This window comes from Tepidimonas sp. (genome assembly GCF_036824975.1).
In the GTDB taxonomy this organism is placed as follows: domain Bacteria; phylum Pseudomonadota; class Gammaproteobacteria; order Burkholderiales; family Burkholderiaceae_C; genus Tepidimonas.
The window spans coordinates 4,479-21,352 of record NZ_DAISZC010000015.1 but is presented as its reverse complement, the minus strand read 5'-3'; the positions used below and the strand labels follow the sequence as shown (position 1 = coordinate 21,352).

Here is a 16,874-nt window from a genome sequence, read left to right as displayed (position 1 = left end):
GCCACAGCGCCCGCCGGGTGTGCGCACACCCCTGGTCGAGCGGGGCAAACGCCCAGCCCAGCAGCAACAGCACGCCAGCCGCGTTGTGCGCACACCCCTGGTCGAGCGGGGCAAACGCCCACCTCGTACAATGCCTGGCATGACTGAGCACGCCCGCGTCCTGATCCTGGGTTCCGGCCCTGCCGGCTACACCGCCGCCATCTATGCGGCCCGCGCCAACCTCAAGCCGATGCTCATCACCGGGCTGGCGCAAGGCGGCCAGCTGATGACCACCACCGACGTCGACAACTGGCCCGGTGATGTGCACGGCGTGCAGGGCCCCGAGCTGATGCAGCGGCTGCAGCAGCACGCCGAGCGCTTTGCCACCCGCATCGTGTTCGACCACATCCACACCGCCGACCTATCACAGCGGCCCTTCACCCTTACCGGCGACAGCGGCACCTACACGTGCGATGCGCTCATTATCGCCACCGGTGCCTCGGCCAAATACCTGGGGCTGCCCTCCGAGCAGGCGTTCATGGGCAAAGGGGTCAGCGCCTGCGCCACCTGCGACGGCTTCTTCTACCGCGGGCAGGATGTCTGTGTGGTCGGCGGCGGCAACACCGCAGTGGAAGAAGCGCTGTATCTGTCTAACATCGCGCGCAAAGTCACCCTCATTCACCGCCGCGACACCTTCCGGGCTGAGGCCATCATGGTCGACAAGCTGATGGAAAAGGTGGCCGAGGGCAAAATCGAACTCAAGCTCTGGCACGTGCTCGACGAGGTGTTGGGCGACGCCTCGGGCGTGACCGGCGTGCGCGTGCGTCACGTGCACACCGGCGCTACCGAGGAGCTGCCCCTGCAAGGCGTCTTCATCGCCATCGGTCACAGCCCGAACACGCAGATCTTCCAAGGCCAGCTGGCTATGAAGGACGGTTACTTGGTCACACGCGCCGGCCAGGACGGCTTTGCCACCATGACCAGCGTGCCGGGGGTGTTTGCCGCCGGCGACGTGCAGGATCACGTCTACCGGCAGGCCATCACCAGCGCCGGCACCGGCTGCATGGCCGCGCTGGACGCGCAGCGGTTTTTGGAACAGCAGGCGGGCTGACGGCAGGGCCCGGCCCGGCCCGCCGACCACCCGGCGGCGCTGCAACAGCCGATCCCGCCGTCCTCCGGTTATAATGGCAGGCTTGTCGCTTGATGAACCACGCCGATCTCTGGGTCGGTCAGTGGCCATCGGGTGATTTGACGGGCCGTCCGCGAGCCGGAGCCGTCCACACGCCGTTGTCATCCCGGCAGTCTGACTGCCCCGCAGTGATTCGGCACTCCACGTGTGGCAGGCGGCGCAGCACAGGACGCGGACGAGGTGCGGCCCCGGTCATGCCGGGGCTGTGATGTTTTTCATGGAGTGGCCAACATGGCACGCGTGTGCGAAGTCACGGGCAAGAAGCCCATGGTGGGACATAACGTTTCCCACGCCAACAACAAGACCAAACGCCGGTTCCTGCCGAACCTGCAAACCCGCCGTTTCTGGGTCGAAAGCGAAAAGCGCTGGGTGCGCCTGCGTGTTTCGGGCGCTGCGCTGCGCCTCATCGACAAGGTGGGCATTGAGGCCGTACTCGCCGATCTGCGTGCCCGCGGTCAGGCTTGATCAGTTCTGAAAGGAGTCCCTCATGGCTGCCAAAGGCGGACGCGAAAAAATCAAGCTGGAGTCGACCGCGGGAACCGGTCACTTCTACACCACGACCAAAAACAAGAAGACGACACCGGACAAGCTGTCGTTCATGAAGTACGACCCGGTAGCGCGCAAGCACGTCGAGTACAAGGAAACGAAGCTCAAGTGAGCACCGTTGGCCGGCCACTGTGGCCGGTTTGCCGGTACGCCGTCATCAAAAAACCGCCGGTCGGCGGTTTTTTTGCGCCCATGTGGACCGCGGCGTTTTTCTAGACGACAAAAAACCGCCAGTGATACTGGCGGTTTTTTGGGTCGTCTCGGTATCAGGCGGCGGCCGGTACCAGACGGACCGCGCGCAGACGCTGCGCAAACTCCTGCAGGGCTTTGACGCCGCTGTGCTCCGCCCGCTGGATCCAGGCCTGCAGTTCACGCGCCATCTGCTCGCGTGTCAGCGCGGTGTTGGACCACAGCTGGCGCAGCTCCTCGCGCATCGCGTGCATCTTCGCCAGGCTGGGCGAGGCGTCCAGCAGACGCTGCAGCTGGGTGCGCACCCCTGCCGGCAGCCGGTCGTGGTCGCGGTGCAGCCAGCGACGCACCTGGCGCAGCAGCGACTCGTCACCGACGCGGGCACGCAGCGCGTCCCATTCGGCCTTCATCGCGGCACGCATGTCGCGCGCATAGCGCGCCATCAGCTCGTAGCGGTTGGCAATTACCGCCTCCAGGGTCTGCTCATCCGGCACCGGCTTGACGTCGCCAAAGGCCAGCTTGGGCGGCACCTTCTTCGGTTGCGCCAGCCCCAGCGCAGCCAGGGCACGAATGTACACCCACCCCAGGTCAAACTCGTACGGCTTGACGGAGAACTTGGCCGACGTCGGATAGGTGTGGTGGTTGTTGTGCAGCTCCTCGCCGCCGATGATCAACCCCCACGGCAAGACGTTGGTGCTGGCGTCGGGGGATTCGAAGTTGCGGTAACCCCAGTAGTGGCCGATGCCGTTGACGACGCCAGCGGCCCAGAAGGGGATCCAGATCATCTGCACCGCCCATACCGTCAGCCCGGCGGCGCCAAACAGCAGCACATCTATGATCAGCATTAGGCTGACGCCCAGGCGCGAGTGGCGGCTGTACAGGTGGCGCTCGATCCAGTCGTCTGGCGTGCCGTGCCCATAGCGGCGCAGAGTCTCGGCATTCTTCGCCTCCGCTCGGTAAAGCTCGGCCCCCTCCCAAAACACCTTGCGAATACCGAATACCTGCGGGCTGTGCGGGTCGCCCTCCTGCTCACACTTGGCGTGGTGCTTGCGGTGAATGGCCGCCCATTCCTTGGTGACCATACCGGTGGTCAGCCACAGCCAGAAGCGAAAAAAATGCGCCACCGCCGGGTGCAAGTCCAGTGCGCGGTGCGCTTGGTGGCGGTGCAAATACAGCGTGACGCTGACGATGGTGATGTGCGTCATCACCAGGGTGAACAAAACGATCTGCCACCACGAGGCTGCGCTCAGCCCCTGGGATAGAAAGTCGATGACCCACTTCCCGCCCGTTTCCCAATCCAACATGCCCATCCTTTACGAATTAACTCTCAATGCGCCGCTGCGCTGCGACACCGCCACGGCACGCGCCGCAACCGCCGCCCGCATAACGACATATCCACATTGTAGGGGAGTGTAGGGGAGCGACGCCCAACGCGTCAGTCCCCGAGGCACCGCGCGCCAACCGTTGGGCGCACCACAACCACCATCTGCCCATCGGTATCTGTTTTTTTGTACAGTATCGGGCATGGCCTGGGCCGAAGTACTGCACCCTGACGTCTGGCGCGCCGACCAGCTGGCCGCGCCCCCGACGCCGTGCGCACCAACCGGCTGGGCAGCGCTGGATGCCATGCTGCCTGGCGGCGGCTGGCCGCTGGGAGCGCTGGTCGAATGGGTGGTGCCCGCGCACACGCTGCCATGGCGACTGCTGCAACCCGCGCTGCAAACGGCCACGCAGCAGGGCCTGCTGGCGCTGATTGGCCTGCCGCTGGAGCCACAGCTGGCGGTGTGGGCGGCACACGGCATCGATCCGTCGCGCCTGGTGCGCGTGCAGCCCCATGACGATGCGCAGGGCTGCTGGGCCGCAGAGCAGGCACTGGCGTGCCCTCAGGTGACCCTGTGCTGGCTGCATTTGCACCAGCCCAGCGTGGCGGCGCTGCGGCGACTGCACCAGGCCGCAGCCCGGGCACGGTGCGATGCCACGCAGCCCGGCGCTTGGCCAGCACCGCTGGTGCTGTGCAGTGTCCCCGAAGCCACCGCCCTGTCGGCCACCCCAGCCCCCCTGCGGCTGCAGCTGCAAGGCAGCACGGCCGATGGCGTGACCATACGGGTGCGCAAACGGCGCGGGCCACCGCTGCCTGGCCCGGTGCACATCGCCGCCGCGCTGCCCTGGGCCGCGTGGGTGCGCGTTGCGCCCGCCCATGCGCGCTCTCGCTTGCGTCAGCGCTTGACTGCGGTACAGCCCGCAGCGGCCTGCCCACAAGCACCAACCGCTGCACCCCCGGGCTAAATCCCTCCACCAGCCATGACGACTGCCCTGCCACTGTGGATCGGCTGCCTGCCGGCACACACCGACGCTGCCCCCGGCCCCGACTGGCTGGCGCACTTTGCGCCCGCTGCCGCCCGCTGGCAAGACGGCTGGGTGCTGCGCATCGACGCCAGCGCCCGGCTGTTTGGCGGGCGCGCCGCGCTGTTGCGCCGTCTGTGGCTGACGGCACGCGCCCATGGCTGGCACCGCTTGGGCGCAGCGCCCACTGCACTGGCAGCACTGGCGCTGGCGCGCAGCACGCCGTGCAGCGGCGGATGGCGCTGCGCGCTAGGGCCCGACTGGATGGCGACCCTGGCTCCTCTGCCAACCACTGTGCTGGGAGCCGATCTGGCCGAAACCCTGCACGCTCTACACGCCGCCGGACTGCACACCCTGGGTGACCTGCAGCGCTGCCCCCGCCCGGCGCTGGCCGCGCGCGCCGATCCCCTCCTGCTGCAGCGGCTCGATGCGCTGTGGGGCACCGCACCGCTGCCCGCGGTGGCCTGGACACCGCAGCCCGTGTTCGACGCCACCTTGGAGCTGCCAGCGCCGGTCACCGACGCCGCGGCCATCGCTTTTGCCGCCCAGCGGCTGCTTGGCCAGCTGGTGACGTGGCTGCGCCAGCGTCGGCGCGGGGTGTTGCATTGGCGGCTGGCATGGTCAGCCACGGGTGGACTGGATCTGTATCACCACCAGCCCGTGCAAGACGCCAAGCGTCTGCTGCATCTGCTGCAAGCACGGCTGGCCGCGGTGCGCCTGGACGACGCTGTACTGACGTTGCGCCTGAGCACACGCCACACGGTGCCGTGGACGCCACCAGTGGCTTCGCTGCTGCCGGGGGCACCCGCTGCCGATGCGCTGGACGCGGATACGCTGCTGGAGCGGCTCAGCACCCGGCTGGGACCACAGCGGGTGCTGCGTGGCGTGCTGCGCGCCCATTGGGACCCGCAGCAGCGCCAGCGCTGGCATCCGGCATCGCCACCCGCAGAAGCCGACGCTCCGCCGGCCACCCTGCCCCGTGACCGGGCGGCACGGCAGCCCCGCCCGCGGGCAGCGGCCGCGTCGCGCCGGGCTGCATGGCCGCCACTGGACGCCGACACGGGGCGACACAGCGCCGCAGCGTCCGCGGCGCTGCCGGCCGACCTGCTGGCCGCCTCGCTGTGGGACCCCCCCTGGCGGCTGCCGTCGCCGCAGCTGCTGCCTCACGATGCCCATGGCCGCCCATGGCTGGACGGCGCGCCGCTGCGCTGCGTGCTCGGTCCGCAGCGCATCGCCACCGGCTGGTGGGAGGCAGCGGTGAACCTGCAATGCTGCGTCGCCTGCACGCCCGACGGACGTCTGTGGGCTGTGCAGCGCGACCCTGCCCGTTCTCGGCGCTGGACACTGATCGGGGCCTATTCATGACGGCAGCGCAGGTACCCGACCACAGCGCCGGGTGGCCGCGGGCTGCCGCGGCCACCCCTGCCAGCGCCGCGCGGCTGGCGAATGCGGCCATGCGCTGCGCCTTGCGCCGCGCGCCATGCCACCCCCCAACTCCGGCAGCCCTATGGGTCTGCAGCCACTACAGCTTTTTGCAGGCGGCCAGCAGCCCGGCCGAGCTGGTGCAGCGCGCGCAGGCGCTAGGCCTGGCGGCGTTGGGCCTGGCCGACGCCAACACCTTGGGCGGCGTGGTGCAGGCGCATCTGGCCGCCCGCAATTGCGGGCTGCCGCTGCTGGTGGGCAGCCACTGGCGGCTGCGCGCCCCCGCACTGCCCGGCGGCGGCTTTACGCTGGTGGCGTGGGCCGCTACGCGCAGCGGCTACGCCGCCATCAGCGGCTGGATCAGCGCGCTGCGCCAGCGCCACGGCGATGCCGCCTACCCGCCCCCGAGCGCCGATCCGCAACGGCTGCCGCTGCACGCCGACGCTCGCGACGTTCCCGCCCTACCTGGCTGCCTGCTGATGGCGGTGCCGTGGGCCTGGGCGCTGCCGCTGGCCGATCCCGCACGCTGGCAGCAGGCACTGGCGTGGCTGACGGGCTGGCTGCGCGAGCACGCTGCAGGCCGCGCCTGGCTAGGTGTCAGCGCCGACGGCGACTGGGGCGATGCCCTGTGGCAGCGCCTGCTGTGCGAGGCGGCCCGACGCGGCGGCGTGCCCGCAGTGGCCGCACCCCAGGTGCGGCTGCACGTCCCCGAAGCACAGCCGCTGCTGGACGTGATGACCGCCATCCGCCTGCAGCAGCCGCTGGCCGCCTGCGGGCTGGCTGTGAGCCGCCACGCCGACGCTTGCCTGTGGCCACGCTCGCGCTGGGCGCGGCGCTTTGCCCCCGAACTGCTGCGCGAAACCCGGCGCATCGCCGAGCGCTGCACTTTCCGACTCGACAGCCTGCGTTACGAATATCCGCGCGAAATCGTGCCCGCGGGTCTGCCGCCCAGCGCCCACCTGCGCCAGCTGGTGCAGGCCGGAGCTGCGCAGCGCTACCCGCACGGCGTGCCCGCCAGCGTGCAGGCCCAGCTGGAGCACGAGCTGGCGCTGATCACCGAGCTGCGCTACGAGCCGTACTTTCTGACCGTGTACGACGTGGTGCGCTTCGCACGCGAGCACGGCATCCTGTGCCAGGGCCGCGGCTCGGCCGCCAACTCCGCCGTGTGCTACTGCCTGGGCATCACCGAGGTCGATCCGGCCCAGCACGCGCTGCTGTTCGAGCGCTTCATCAGCCGTGCGCGCGCCGAGCCACCCGACATCGATGTCGATTTCGAGCACCACCGGCGCGAAGAGGTGATCCAGTATCTGTATGCCAAATATGGCCGGCAGCGCGCTGCACTGGCGGCTAGCCTGATCCGCTGGCGCGGCCGCAGCGCCGTGCGCGACGTGGGCAAAGCGCTGGGCTTTGTGCCGCAACAGGTGGACACCATGGCGCGTCAGTGCGGCCACCGCGACCCCGCTGAACTGGCCGATGAGGACTGGCGCGCCGCCGGTCTGGATCCCGCCACGCCCGCCGTGCAGCGCTGGCGCGCGCTGGCGCAGGCGCTGCTGGGGGCACCGCGCCACCGCTCGCAGCACACCGGCGGCTTTGTGCTGACGCGCGGGTCACTCACGCATACGGTACCCATCGTACCCGCCGCCATGCCCGGGCGCACCGTCATCGAATGGGACAAGGACGACATCGACGCCCTGGGCCTGCTGAAGGTGGACGTGCTGGCGCTGGGCATGCTGACCGCGCTGCGCCATGCGCTGGCGCTGGCCAGCCAGCGCCGGGGCCGCCCCCTGACACTGGCCGACATCCCGCGCGACGACCCCGCCACCTTGGCCATGATTCAGCGTGCCGACACCGTCGGCGTTTTTCAAATCGAAAGCCGCGCCCAGATGAGCATGCTGCCGCGCCTGCAGCCGGCATGCTTTTATGACCTGGTGGTGCAGGTGGCGATCGTGCGCCCGGGGCCCATTCAGGGCGGCATGGTGCATCCCTATCTGGCCGCGCGCGAGCGCGCGCGCCGCGGCGAGCCGGTCGTCTTGCCACGGCCCGAGCTGGCCCCCGCGCTGCAGCGCACACTGGGGGTGCCCATTTTTCAGGAACAGGTGATGCAGATCGCCATGCTGGCGGCCGGCTTCAGCGCCGAGGAAGCCGACGCGCTGCGGCGCAGCATGGGCGCGTGGCGCCGGCGCGGTGAACTGCAACGCTTCGAGCAGCGGCTGCTGCAGGGCATGGCCGAGCGCGGCTACGACCCCGACTTCGCGCAGGCCATCGTGCGCCAGATTCGCGGCTTTGGCAGCTACGGCTTTCCAGAAAGCCACGCCGCCAGCTTCGCCCTGCTCGCCTACGCCAGCGCCTGGCTCAAATGTCACGAACCCGAAGCGTTTCTGGCTGCCTTGCTCAACGCCCAGCCGATGGGCTTTTACGCCCCGGCGCAGTTGGTGGCCGATGCACGCCGCCATGGTGTGGTGGTGCTGCCGCCGGACGTCACCCGCAGCGACTGGGACTGCACGCTGCAGCCTGTTGCCGGCGATGCCACTGGCGCCGCGGACAATACCCCGGCGTGCGGCGCGCCGCGGCCAGCGGTGCGTTTGGGCTTGCGTCTGGTGCACGGACTGGGCGAAGCGACGGCGCGGCGCATCGTGGCTGCGCGGCAGTGCTGCCCGTTCAGCAGCCTGGACGACCTGGCTGTGCGCGCCCGGCTCGATCGCACCCATCTGCACGCGCTGGCCCAGGCCGATGCGCTGCGTGCCTTGGCCGGGCACCGGCGCGCCCAATGGTGGCACGTCAGCGCCTGGCAGCCGCCTACGGCCTTGCAGGCCGGCGCACAGCCTCAAGACACTGCCGATACTGCCCTGATCAAGCGCACCCGCACCAACGAGCACAGCGCCCCCTCGCCACAGGTCACGATGGGGCCGAAGCCGCTGGCCGACAACCGCCCCCCAACCACCCCCGCACCGGACCTGCCCGCCGACGGCGCGTGCCCCCAATCACCGACAGCGGCCCACGTCACTGAAGAATGGACCCCCGCCCCAGCCCCGCTGGCCGAAGCCGTGTGGCACGACTACGCCGGCCTGGGGCTGAGCTTGCGCGCGCACCCGCTGGCGCTGCTGCGGCCGCACCTGCCACGCGGGCCGTGGCTGCGCAGCGACGCCCTGCGCGCGCAACCGCACGGCCGCCTGTTGGGCACCTGTGGCCTGGTGATTGCCCGCCAGCGACCCGCGACCGCCAATGGCGTGCTGTTCCTGACGCTGGAGGACGAAGCTGGCTGTGTGCCCGTCATCGTCTGGCCAACGGTACAAACCCGCTTTGCGCAGGCGCTGCGGCACGGCCAGCTGCTGGCCATCCGCGGCCAGTGGCAGCGCCAGGGCGACGGAGCCAACGCTGTCTGCCACCTGATCGCCGGGCATGTGCTCGACCTCAGCGCACAGCTCGCGCACCTGCGCACCGCCAGCCGCGACTTTCGCTGACCGCCACACCCACGCCATGGCGCTGACTCACTCGCGCGGCGGGTCGCTGCGGCACGCCATGCGCTGCCCCGCCAGGTGCGCGTCGCCATGGGGCGACACCTTCTGCGGCAGGCCACTGAAGCGGCCCCCAATGGCCAGTGGCACAACGCCGCACCCGGCGCACCGCCACCACACGGATCACGGCTGCACTACAGCCACCCGTGCGGACGCAACAGCCCCACCACCACCCCTTCGATGACCAGGTCCTCGCCGGGTTGCACGACGATATCAGGCACGTCCGGGTTGGCAGCCTGCAGCCGCCAGCCGCGCCCGTGGCGCTGCAGCCGCTTGACCGTCACCTCCTCGCCCAAGCGGGCCACCACCACCTGCCCCGGCCGCGCCTCGCGCACCGCCTGCACCGCCACCAGGTCGCCATCCAGGATCCCGGCGTCCCGCATCGACCAGCCGCGCACACGCAACAGGTAGTCTGGCCGACGCGCGAACCAACGCGGGTCGGCCACGTAGACCGCCTCCACGTGTGCCTGCGCCAGCATCGGCGAACCGGCGGCCACGCGCCCGATCAGCGGCAGGCGCAAACCGTCCGCCGACGCCCGCTGCGCCCCTTGCGCCGACACCGCATCACCGCCACCGCGCGGCGCCACGCGGCCCCCGCCGCGCGCGCCTTGCGGCGCGGTCGTTCTGGGCTGCCCGTGGGCTGAGGCGCGTGGGGCTGCGTCGGCGGCGGCCCCACCAGCGGCCCCGGCGCCCGGTGCCTCCGCGTCAAGCGGGACGCGGTTTACGCCGTCCGCCCCCCGCGACGCCCCGGCCGCCGCAACCAGCAGCCGGATGCCGCGCGCGCTGCCCGGCAATAATTCCAGCATGCCTTTGCGCGCCAGCGCCAGCAGGTGCGCCTGCGCCGCATTGGGCGAACGAAACCCGAAGGTCGCGGCAATCTCGGCGCGCGTCGGCGGCAGGCCGCGTTCCTGCAGCGCACGCCCGATAAACGCCAGGATCTCGCGCTGGCGCGGGGTTAGCATCGCGGCGGCAGACTCGGCGGCAGTTGGGCGGCGCTCGTCCATGCCCTCAACTGTAGCGGTAAACGCTTGCCCTGCCGTCGCCCGAGCTGACGGGACTGACCGCCCGCACCCCGCTGCCGCGCACGGCGGTGGCCGATCACCGCGCGGCAAAGCGCGCAACCGCTGCGCACGGCGCAACGTCAGTCCGAGGCGGGAGCAGCACCCTCCGACTGCGGGGCTGGCGGCGCTGTGTTCGGCGCCAGCCCGGGCACGCGCCCACGCCGCGGGCGGGAGGCACGCGCGGCGGCCCGCTGGGCCTCGGCGGCCTGCGCGGTCTGCAGCCAGGCCGCAAAGCGCTGCGGCGTCTCCAGTGTGATGCGCCCCAGTGCCCCGCTGCGAAAGTCGGCCAGCACGGCCTCGCCGGCCTTGTGTCCGTCGATGCGTCCACCCGGCAGCAGCGCCCCCCGCCTGCGCCCGATTGCCTGCAGCAGCGCATCGGCCGGCATCGCCTGGATGTCGGCCACGCTGCCGCCCAGCCGGTAGCGGGCCTGCAGCGCCGCCGCGTAGTCGCGCTGCAACCACGACAACAGCACCAGCGCCACCGCCTCCTCATCGTACGCATTGCGCCCCACCGACCCCAGTGCAGCCAGGCAATCGCCGCTTTCAGGCGCCAGGATCTTGGGCCACAGCAGCCCGGGCGTGTCGTACAGATAGACGTCGTCGGCCAGCGTAACGCGCTGCTCCTGCCGCGTCACCCCCGGCTCGTCGGCTGCCTTCGCCGCCCGGCGACCGAGCAGCGCGTTGATGAGCGTGGACTTGCCGACGTTCGGAATGCCCGCCACCAGCACACGCAGCGGCTTGACCATGCCGCCACGGTGTGGGGCCAGCTGGCGCAACACCGGCAGCAACACCCGCGCAGCCCCCGGTGTGCTGGCGCGCCACGCCAGCGCGCGCGTGTGCGGTTGCGCCTCGTAGTGCGCCAGCCATTCGGCGGTACGCGCGGGGTCGGCCAGGTCTTCCTTGTTCAGCAGCTTGAGCACCGGCCGCGCGCCGACCAGCTCCGCCAGCAGCGGGTTGGCGCTGGAGCCCGGCGCGCGCGCATCCAACAGCTCGATCACGACGTCGATGGCCTTGAGGCGCTCGCGCAGCGCCCGCACGGTGGCGTGCATGTGCCCCGGAAACCACTGCACGCCCACGGCAGGGCGCAGGACGCCGACCGGCTCAGCCATGCGCCAGCAACCAACGGTGCAGGTCAGCCACGGAGTTGGCCACATACAGCGGCTGCAGCGCGCGCAGCCCAGCGTGGTCGTGCGCGCCATATGTCACCGCCACTGCCGCGCAACCTGCGTGACGCGCCATCTCCAGATCGTGGGTGGTGTCGCCAATCATTAGAGTGCGCTCGGGTGGCACTTGCAGCGCCTCCATCAGCTCCAGCAGCATCTGCGGGTGCGGCTTGCTGGCGGTCTCATCCGCCGTACGGGTGTCGTCGAACAGACCATGCAGGGCGACGGTGCGCAGCGCTTCATCCAAGCCGCGGCGGCTTTTACCGGTGGCCACCGCCAGACGGTGGCCGCGCGCACGCAACGCGTGCAACAGGGGCAACACGCCCTCGAACAGCGTGACTTCGTGCTGGCGCGCAAACCAGTAATGCCGGTAGCGCTCGACCAGCTCCGGGTGGCGGTGGGGTGCCACATCAGGGGCAGCATGGGCCAGCGCCTGCGCCAGCCCCAGACCGATCACCCACGCCGCGCGCTCACGCGAGGGCACCTGACCGCCCACATCTCGCACCGCCGCCTGGATGCAGCCGACGATGAGGGCTGTGGAGTCGAATAGGGTGCCGTCCCAGTCGAAAGCAATAAGGTCAAAGCGCCGCGGCACGGTGGCGGGCGCCCCATCGGCGCAAACGGACATGCCCACATCTTACCGAAGCCAGCGCCTACGGGCACCGTAGCGCTGGCAGTGCCCCCGCCGCGGCAACGGGGCTTAGCGTGCGTCTGCCCGGCTTAGCAGAAGCCGAAAATGGGAGCACCCCATGGCGCTCCCAGCTCTATCCGAGCCTGTCCGCAACCGCATCAGGCGATGCGGAAATTCTCGATATTGCCGCCGGCGGCCAGGATTTGGCGCACCCACTCGGGCTTGCGGCCCGGGCCGCCCGACCACAATTCGCCGTTGGGACCGCGATACTTGGGCTCGGCTTTGGCGCGACCGCCTCGCTTGCCACCGCGGCCCCGCGTGGCGCCACTGGCAAGATCGTCAACGGTGATGCCATATTCAACCATTTTGGCCCGGATTTCGGCGATGACGCCGGCGCGCTCCTGCTTGCGCAATTCTTCAGCCTGCTTCAGCAGCGCTTCGGCCTGGGCCCGGAGTTCAGCATAGGTTGCCATTGAAACGACTCCTGGTTATCAACGATGTCACTTCCCACGGGACAATACGCGCAGCGATGCGTATCGCGCCAGATTCTAATGGAAAAAACGGTCGACGTCACCCCACTGCGCCAATTCGGGTGGCAACGGCGCGGTGAATTCGAGTTGCCGCCCATCTCCCGGATGTCGAATCGACAGTTGCCAGGCGTGCAAAAACATACGCCGCAGGCCAGCCCGCGCCAGCTGGCGGTTCCACTCGAAATCACCATATTTGGCGTCCCCCGCTATTGGATGGCCGGCGTGCGCCAGATGCACCCGGATCTGATGCGTGCGTCCGGTTTTGATGGTGACGGCCAGCAGCGTCATGGCCGGCAGCGGCGAGGGCGCCGCCGCAGGGGGATGCACCGCGCCCAATATCCGCACCAGGGAAATCGAACGCTGACCCTGCGGATCGTCGGCATCGGTCACCCGCACGCGCCGCTCACCGTCGGGCAGCATATATTTGTGCAGCGGCACGTCGATCACCTTGCGCGCCTGCGGCCACTCGCCGCGCACCAGCGCCAGATAGGTTTTGCCGGTGGCGCGCTGCCGGAATTGCTCCTGCAGCGCCTTGAGCGCGCTGCGCTTTTTGGCCACCAACAGCACGCCGCTGGTTTCGCGGTCCAGCCGGTGCACCAGCTCCAGCAGCGGTGCCTGCGGGCGGGCCCTGCGCAGTTGCTCGATCACCCCGTAGGACACGCCGCTGCCGCCGTGCACCGCCACCCCGGCCGGCTTATCCAGAGCCAGCAGCGCTGCATCTTCATACAGCAACGGAAACTCGCGCGCCGGCACGACCGCGCCGAACTCGGCGGCATCGGCGCGCTGCGGCAAGCGTACCGGCGGCAGCCGCACGTCGTCGCCCGCCTGCAGCCGGGTGTCGGCACGGGCGCGCGCTTTGTTCACACGCACCTCGCCGCTGCGGATGATGCGGTAGACGAGCGACTTGGGTACCCCTTTGAGCTCACGCAGCAAAAAGTTGTCGAGCCGCTGGTCGGCCGACTCGGCATCGACGGTGAGATGGCGGACGGCGCTGGCGGTCATGCGGAATCGAGGGCAGGAGAGGGGACAGAAGACGGGCGGCCTGCAACGGGCGGCCAGGCCGCCTATAATGCATGCGCCCGTTCGTGTGTCGGTGTGGGTGGGTGCGGCGCGAAGTGTACGTCAGCCCCATGCCCGCGGCCCCAGCGGGTGGTTGCCGACTTCCCGGCCCAGCGGCCGAGCGGGGGAGTGCCAGTGTGCCTGTGCCCCTGCAGCCCGGGCCCCGCGCCTGCGCCTGTGGCTGGGATGAATAACCGACGTCCAGTCAGCGAGACCGAATACGGAATACCCCCAACGTGCAGCCGTCGCCCGCGACGGCGGGCTGCACGCCGGACCCAGTGACCACCGAGACGCCCGTTTACCCGTGCTGTTATTCCACGGCCCGTCGTCCCTGTTCACCGTGATCCACGCGCCCATGCCCGGGTGCGCGTGAGTGCCCTGCCCGGCTGCGTGCCGGGCATCGCCAGCGCCCCCCGAGGCTCTCCGGCAATTCCTTCCCGTTCGCTCGACCGGTCTGCGGTTTGCGGCAGTGTGGCGCCCTGGGCGCCGGTTCGACCGTGTTCGCAAGGAACGAGACCGATGAAACGCATGCTGATCAATGCCACCCAGGCCGAAGAGCGCCGGCTGGCCATCGTCGACGGACAAAAGCTCCTCGACTATGAAGTGGAAATCGAAGGGCGCGAACAGCGCAAGGGCAACATCTACAAAGCGGTGGTCACCCGCGTGGAGCCGTCGCTGGAAGCCTGCTTCGTCGATTACGGCGAGGAGCGCCACGGCTTTTTGCCGTTCAAGGAAATTTCGCGCCAGTATTTCCAGGGCAACGTGCCGCCGTCGCAGGCGCGCATCCAGGACGTCATCAAGGAGGGCCAAGACCTGCTGGTGCAGGTGGAAAAAGAAGAACGCGGCAACAAAGGGGCGGCGCTGACTACCTTCATCAGTCTAGCCGGGCGCTACGTGGTGCTGATGCCCAACAATCCACGCGGCGGCGGCGTCAGCCGCCGCATCGAGGGCGACGACCGCGCCGAACTGAAGGCCACGCTCGACAAGCTCGAATACCCCAGCGGCATGAGCATCATCGCCCGCACGGCCGGCATCGGGCGCGAGGCGGCCGAGCTGCAGTGGGACCTCAATTACCTGCTCAAGCTATGGAATGCCATCGAGGGCGCGGCCAAGTCCCTGACCAAGCCCGAACTGATCTACCAGGAATCGACGCTGGTCATCCGTGCCATCCGTGATTATTTCAACAGCGACATCGGTGAGATCCTGATCGACACCGACGACATTTTCGAGCAGGCCAAGGGCTTCATGTCCCACGTGATGCCAGAATATGTCAACCGCGTCAAGCGCTACCGCGACAACGCGCCGCTGTTTTCGCGCTTCCAGATCGAGCACCAGATCGAGACCGCCTACAGCCGCACCGTCACCCTGCCCTCGGGTGGGGCCATCGTCATCGACCAGACCGAGGCGCTGGTGGCCATTGACGTCAACTCGGCGCGCGCCATCAAGGGCGGCGACATCGAGGAGACCGCACTGCGCACCAACCTGGAAGCGGCCGACGAGGTGGCGCGCCAGGCGCGGCTGCGCGACCTGGGCGGCCTGATCGTGATCGACTTCATCGACATGGAGGACAGCAAAAACCGGCGCGAGGTGGAAAACCGCCTGCGTGAAGCGTTGCGGCAGGACCGCGCGCGCGTGCAGTTCGCGCCGATCAGCAAGTTTGGCCTGCTGGAGATGAGCCGCCAGCGCCTGCGCCCGACGCTGTCCGAGGGGGCCTCCATCCCCTGCCCGCGCTGCGGCGGCTCGGGCCACATCCGCGACACCGAGTCGTCGGCGCTGCAGATCCTGCGCGTCATCCAGGAAGAGTCCCTCAAGGACAACACCGCCGCTGTGCTGGTGCAGGTGCCGGTGGAGGTGGCCAGCTTCCTGCTCAACGAAAAGCGTGTCGAAATCACCAAAATCGAGCTCAAGCAGCGCATCAGCGTGCTGCTGATTCCCAACAAGTCGCTGGAGACGCCGAACTACAAACTGGAGCGGCTCAAGCACGACGACGCGCGCCTGGACAACCTGGACGCCAGCTACAAGCTGGCCGACATCGCCGAGGAGGTGGCGCTGGTGACGCGTCGCAGCCAGGAGCGCACCAACCGGCAGGAGCCCCTGATCAAGGGCGTGCTGCCCGACAGCCCGGCGCCGGTGGCGGCCCCCAAGGCCGAAGGGGCCGTGCCCCCGGCGGCACCAGCCGTGGCTGCCGCACCGGCACCGCTGGCCCCCACGCTCGCCTCGCCGCTGTCGGCCACCGGTGCCGTAAGCGGGGAGACCGGTTTCTTCGCTTGGCTCAAGCGTCTGTTCGGCTGGCAGGCGGTGCCCCCCAGCCCTACGCAGGCACCGCAGCGAGCCGCCGGTGCCGCGGTGGCCCCGACCCCGCCAGCCGCCGCTGACACCGGCACCGCACGCGGCGAGCGTGGCGGACGGGCTGACCGCGCACGCAGCGGCCGGCCAGAGCGCGCCGAGCGACCTCCGCGTCCCGAACGCGGCGACACCGGGGGTGGCGCCGGACGCGCTTCCCGCGCCGAACGCAACCCCAGTCCGGCTGCGGGCAATGGCCCCATTGGGGGAACGACAGCCGACGCCGAGCCGCGCACCGCTGCGGCTGCGCCAGAGCGGCGTGAGCGGCGCCCGCGCGGTGAGCGCTCCGGCCATACGACGGGCGAGTCCGTCAGCGCCACCGTCGATGCGCAGGCCGTGTCCACTGTGGCGGCCCAACCCGCGTGGGACACCGCCGAGGGCGGCGCCGATACGCAGGAACGCCCGCGCAGCGAGCGTCGGCGGCGCGGACGACGCGCAGGGCGCGGCGTGGCTCCCGGCGAAGCCGTGACCGAAGGCACCACGGGCGACGTCGACGCGAGCTCAGCCCCTGCCAATGCGCCGGCCGTGACGACCAAACCGGCGGACACGCCAGTCGCCTCCGCCGCCAGCACCGAAGCCGAGGCCAGCGCGCACGCGCCGCAGGGGCGCGAGCGTCGCAACCGTGACCGCTACGGGCGCGATCGCGCACGTCGGGAGACGGCAGCGGCCGACGGCAGCGCCGACGCCGCCGCGCCGGACGGCGGGACGACACCGGACGCCGATGCCGAATCACCGCGACGCTCGTATTTCCAGCGCCCGGCCGAGGCGACACCGACAACCGCAGCAGCAGTGGTCGAAGCCAGCCCGGTGTTGCCGGCAATGGCCACGGACTTCGGCAACGCGCCAGCGTCGCCGACCACCCCAACCGGTGGGGATTCCCCTGCGCCCGACGCCGCCGCTGCGG

13 protein-coding genes are annotated in these 16,874 nt (G+C 69.9%); 7 read left to right on the top strand and 6 right to left on the bottom strand.

Going from position 1 to position 16,874, the window contains the following annotated elements; genetic code table 11:
• Positions 1–139 precede the first annotated feature (139 nt).
• From trxB to rpmG, 3 genes are all read left to right on the top strand, one after another.
• Positions 140–1,090: a thioredoxin-disulfide reductase gene (gene trxB / locus V7Z54_RS03220; RefSeq protein WP_334134311.1), complete on the top strand. Its 951-nt coding sequence runs from the start codon at positions 140–142 to the stop codon at positions 1,088–1,090.
• Between the two features lie 309 nt (positions 1,091–1,399).
• The gene (rpmB, locus tag V7Z54_RS03215) at positions 1,400–1,633 is read left to right on the top strand and encodes a 50S ribosomal protein L28 (protein ID WP_144328801.1); all 234 of its coding nucleotides are present in this window, start codon (positions 1,400–1,402) and stop codon (positions 1,631–1,633) included.
• 22 nt (positions 1,634–1,655) lie between these two features.
• Complete coding sequence (rpmG, locus tag V7Z54_RS03210) at positions 1,656–1,826, top strand: 50S ribosomal protein L33 (RefSeq protein ID WP_043698878.1); 171 nt, start codon at positions 1,656–1,658, stop codon at positions 1,824–1,826.
• A gap of 154 nt (positions 1,827–1,980) precedes the next feature.
• Here the strand turns inward: rpmG and V7Z54_RS03205 are convergent, their stop codons facing one another.
• Complete coding sequence (locus V7Z54_RS03205) at positions 1,981–3,207, bottom strand: DesA family fatty acid desaturase (RefSeq protein ID WP_334134308.1); 1,227 nt, start codon at positions 3,205–3,207, stop codon at positions 1,981–1,983.
• A gap of 220 nt (positions 3,208–3,427) precedes the next feature.
• On the opposite strand from V7Z54_RS03205, the gene V7Z54_RS03200 reads away from it, so the two are divergent.
• From V7Z54_RS03200 to V7Z54_RS03190, 3 genes are all read left to right on the top strand, one after another.
• On the top strand, positions 3,428–4,189 hold the full coding sequence (locus V7Z54_RS03200) for a cell division protein (protein ID WP_334134306.1): 762 nt from the start codon (positions 3,428–3,430) through the stop codon (positions 4,187–4,189).
• Positions 4,190–4,204: 15 nt separating this feature from the next.
• Positions 4,205–5,611 (top strand): hypothetical protein, encoded by a 1,407-nt coding sequence (locus V7Z54_RS03195; protein ID WP_334134305.1) that lies wholly within the window; start codon positions 4,205–4,207, stop codon positions 5,609–5,611.
• 89 nt (positions 5,612–5,700) lie between these two features.
• Positions 5,701–9,129 carry an error-prone DNA polymerase gene (locus V7Z54_RS03190; protein WP_334134304.1) on the top strand — a complete coding sequence of 1,143 codons (3,429 nt, stop codon included), beginning with the start codon at positions 5,701–5,703 and terminating at the stop codon, positions 9,127–9,129.
• 188 nt (positions 9,130–9,317) lie between these two features.
• On the opposite strand, the gene lexA is transcribed toward V7Z54_RS03190, so the two are convergent.
• The 5 genes from lexA to V7Z54_RS03165 all read right to left on the bottom strand — a co-directional run bounded on the left by lexA (position 9,318) and on the right by V7Z54_RS03165 (position 13,570).
• A complete protein-coding gene (gene lexA, locus V7Z54_RS03185; RefSeq protein ID WP_334134302.1) occupies positions 9,318–10,187 on the bottom strand; it encodes a transcriptional repressor LexA in 870 nt (289 codons plus the stop codon).
• Between the two features lie 137 nt (positions 10,188–10,324).
• Positions 10,325–11,320, bottom strand: a complete 996-nt coding sequence (gene ylqF / locus V7Z54_RS03180) for a ribosome biogenesis GTPase YlqF (protein ID WP_334134325.1) — start codon at positions 11,318–11,320, stop codon at positions 10,325–10,327.
• A 25-nt stretch (positions 11,321–11,345) separates the two neighbouring features.
• Entirely contained in the window at positions 11,346–12,035 is a 690-nt protein-coding gene (locus V7Z54_RS03175) for an HAD family hydrolase (RefSeq protein WP_334134301.1), read from the bottom strand.
• A gap of 161 nt (positions 12,036–12,196) precedes the next feature.
• Positions 12,197–12,511 (bottom strand): H-NS histone family protein, encoded by a 315-nt coding sequence (locus V7Z54_RS03170; RefSeq protein WP_334134300.1) that lies wholly within the window; start codon positions 12,509–12,511, stop codon positions 12,197–12,199.
• Positions 12,512–12,586: 75 nt separating this feature from the next.
• Positions 12,587–13,570 (bottom strand): RluA family pseudouridine synthase, encoded by a 984-nt coding sequence (locus V7Z54_RS03165; protein WP_334134299.1) that lies wholly within the window; start codon positions 13,568–13,570, stop codon positions 12,587–12,589.
• A gap of 576 nt (positions 13,571–14,146) precedes the next feature.
• On the opposite strand from V7Z54_RS03165, the gene V7Z54_RS03160 reads away from it, so the two are divergent.
• The coding region (locus tag V7Z54_RS03160) for an Rne/Rng family ribonuclease (RefSeq protein WP_334134298.1) at positions 14,147–16,874 on the top strand (2,728 nt) is incomplete at its 3' end.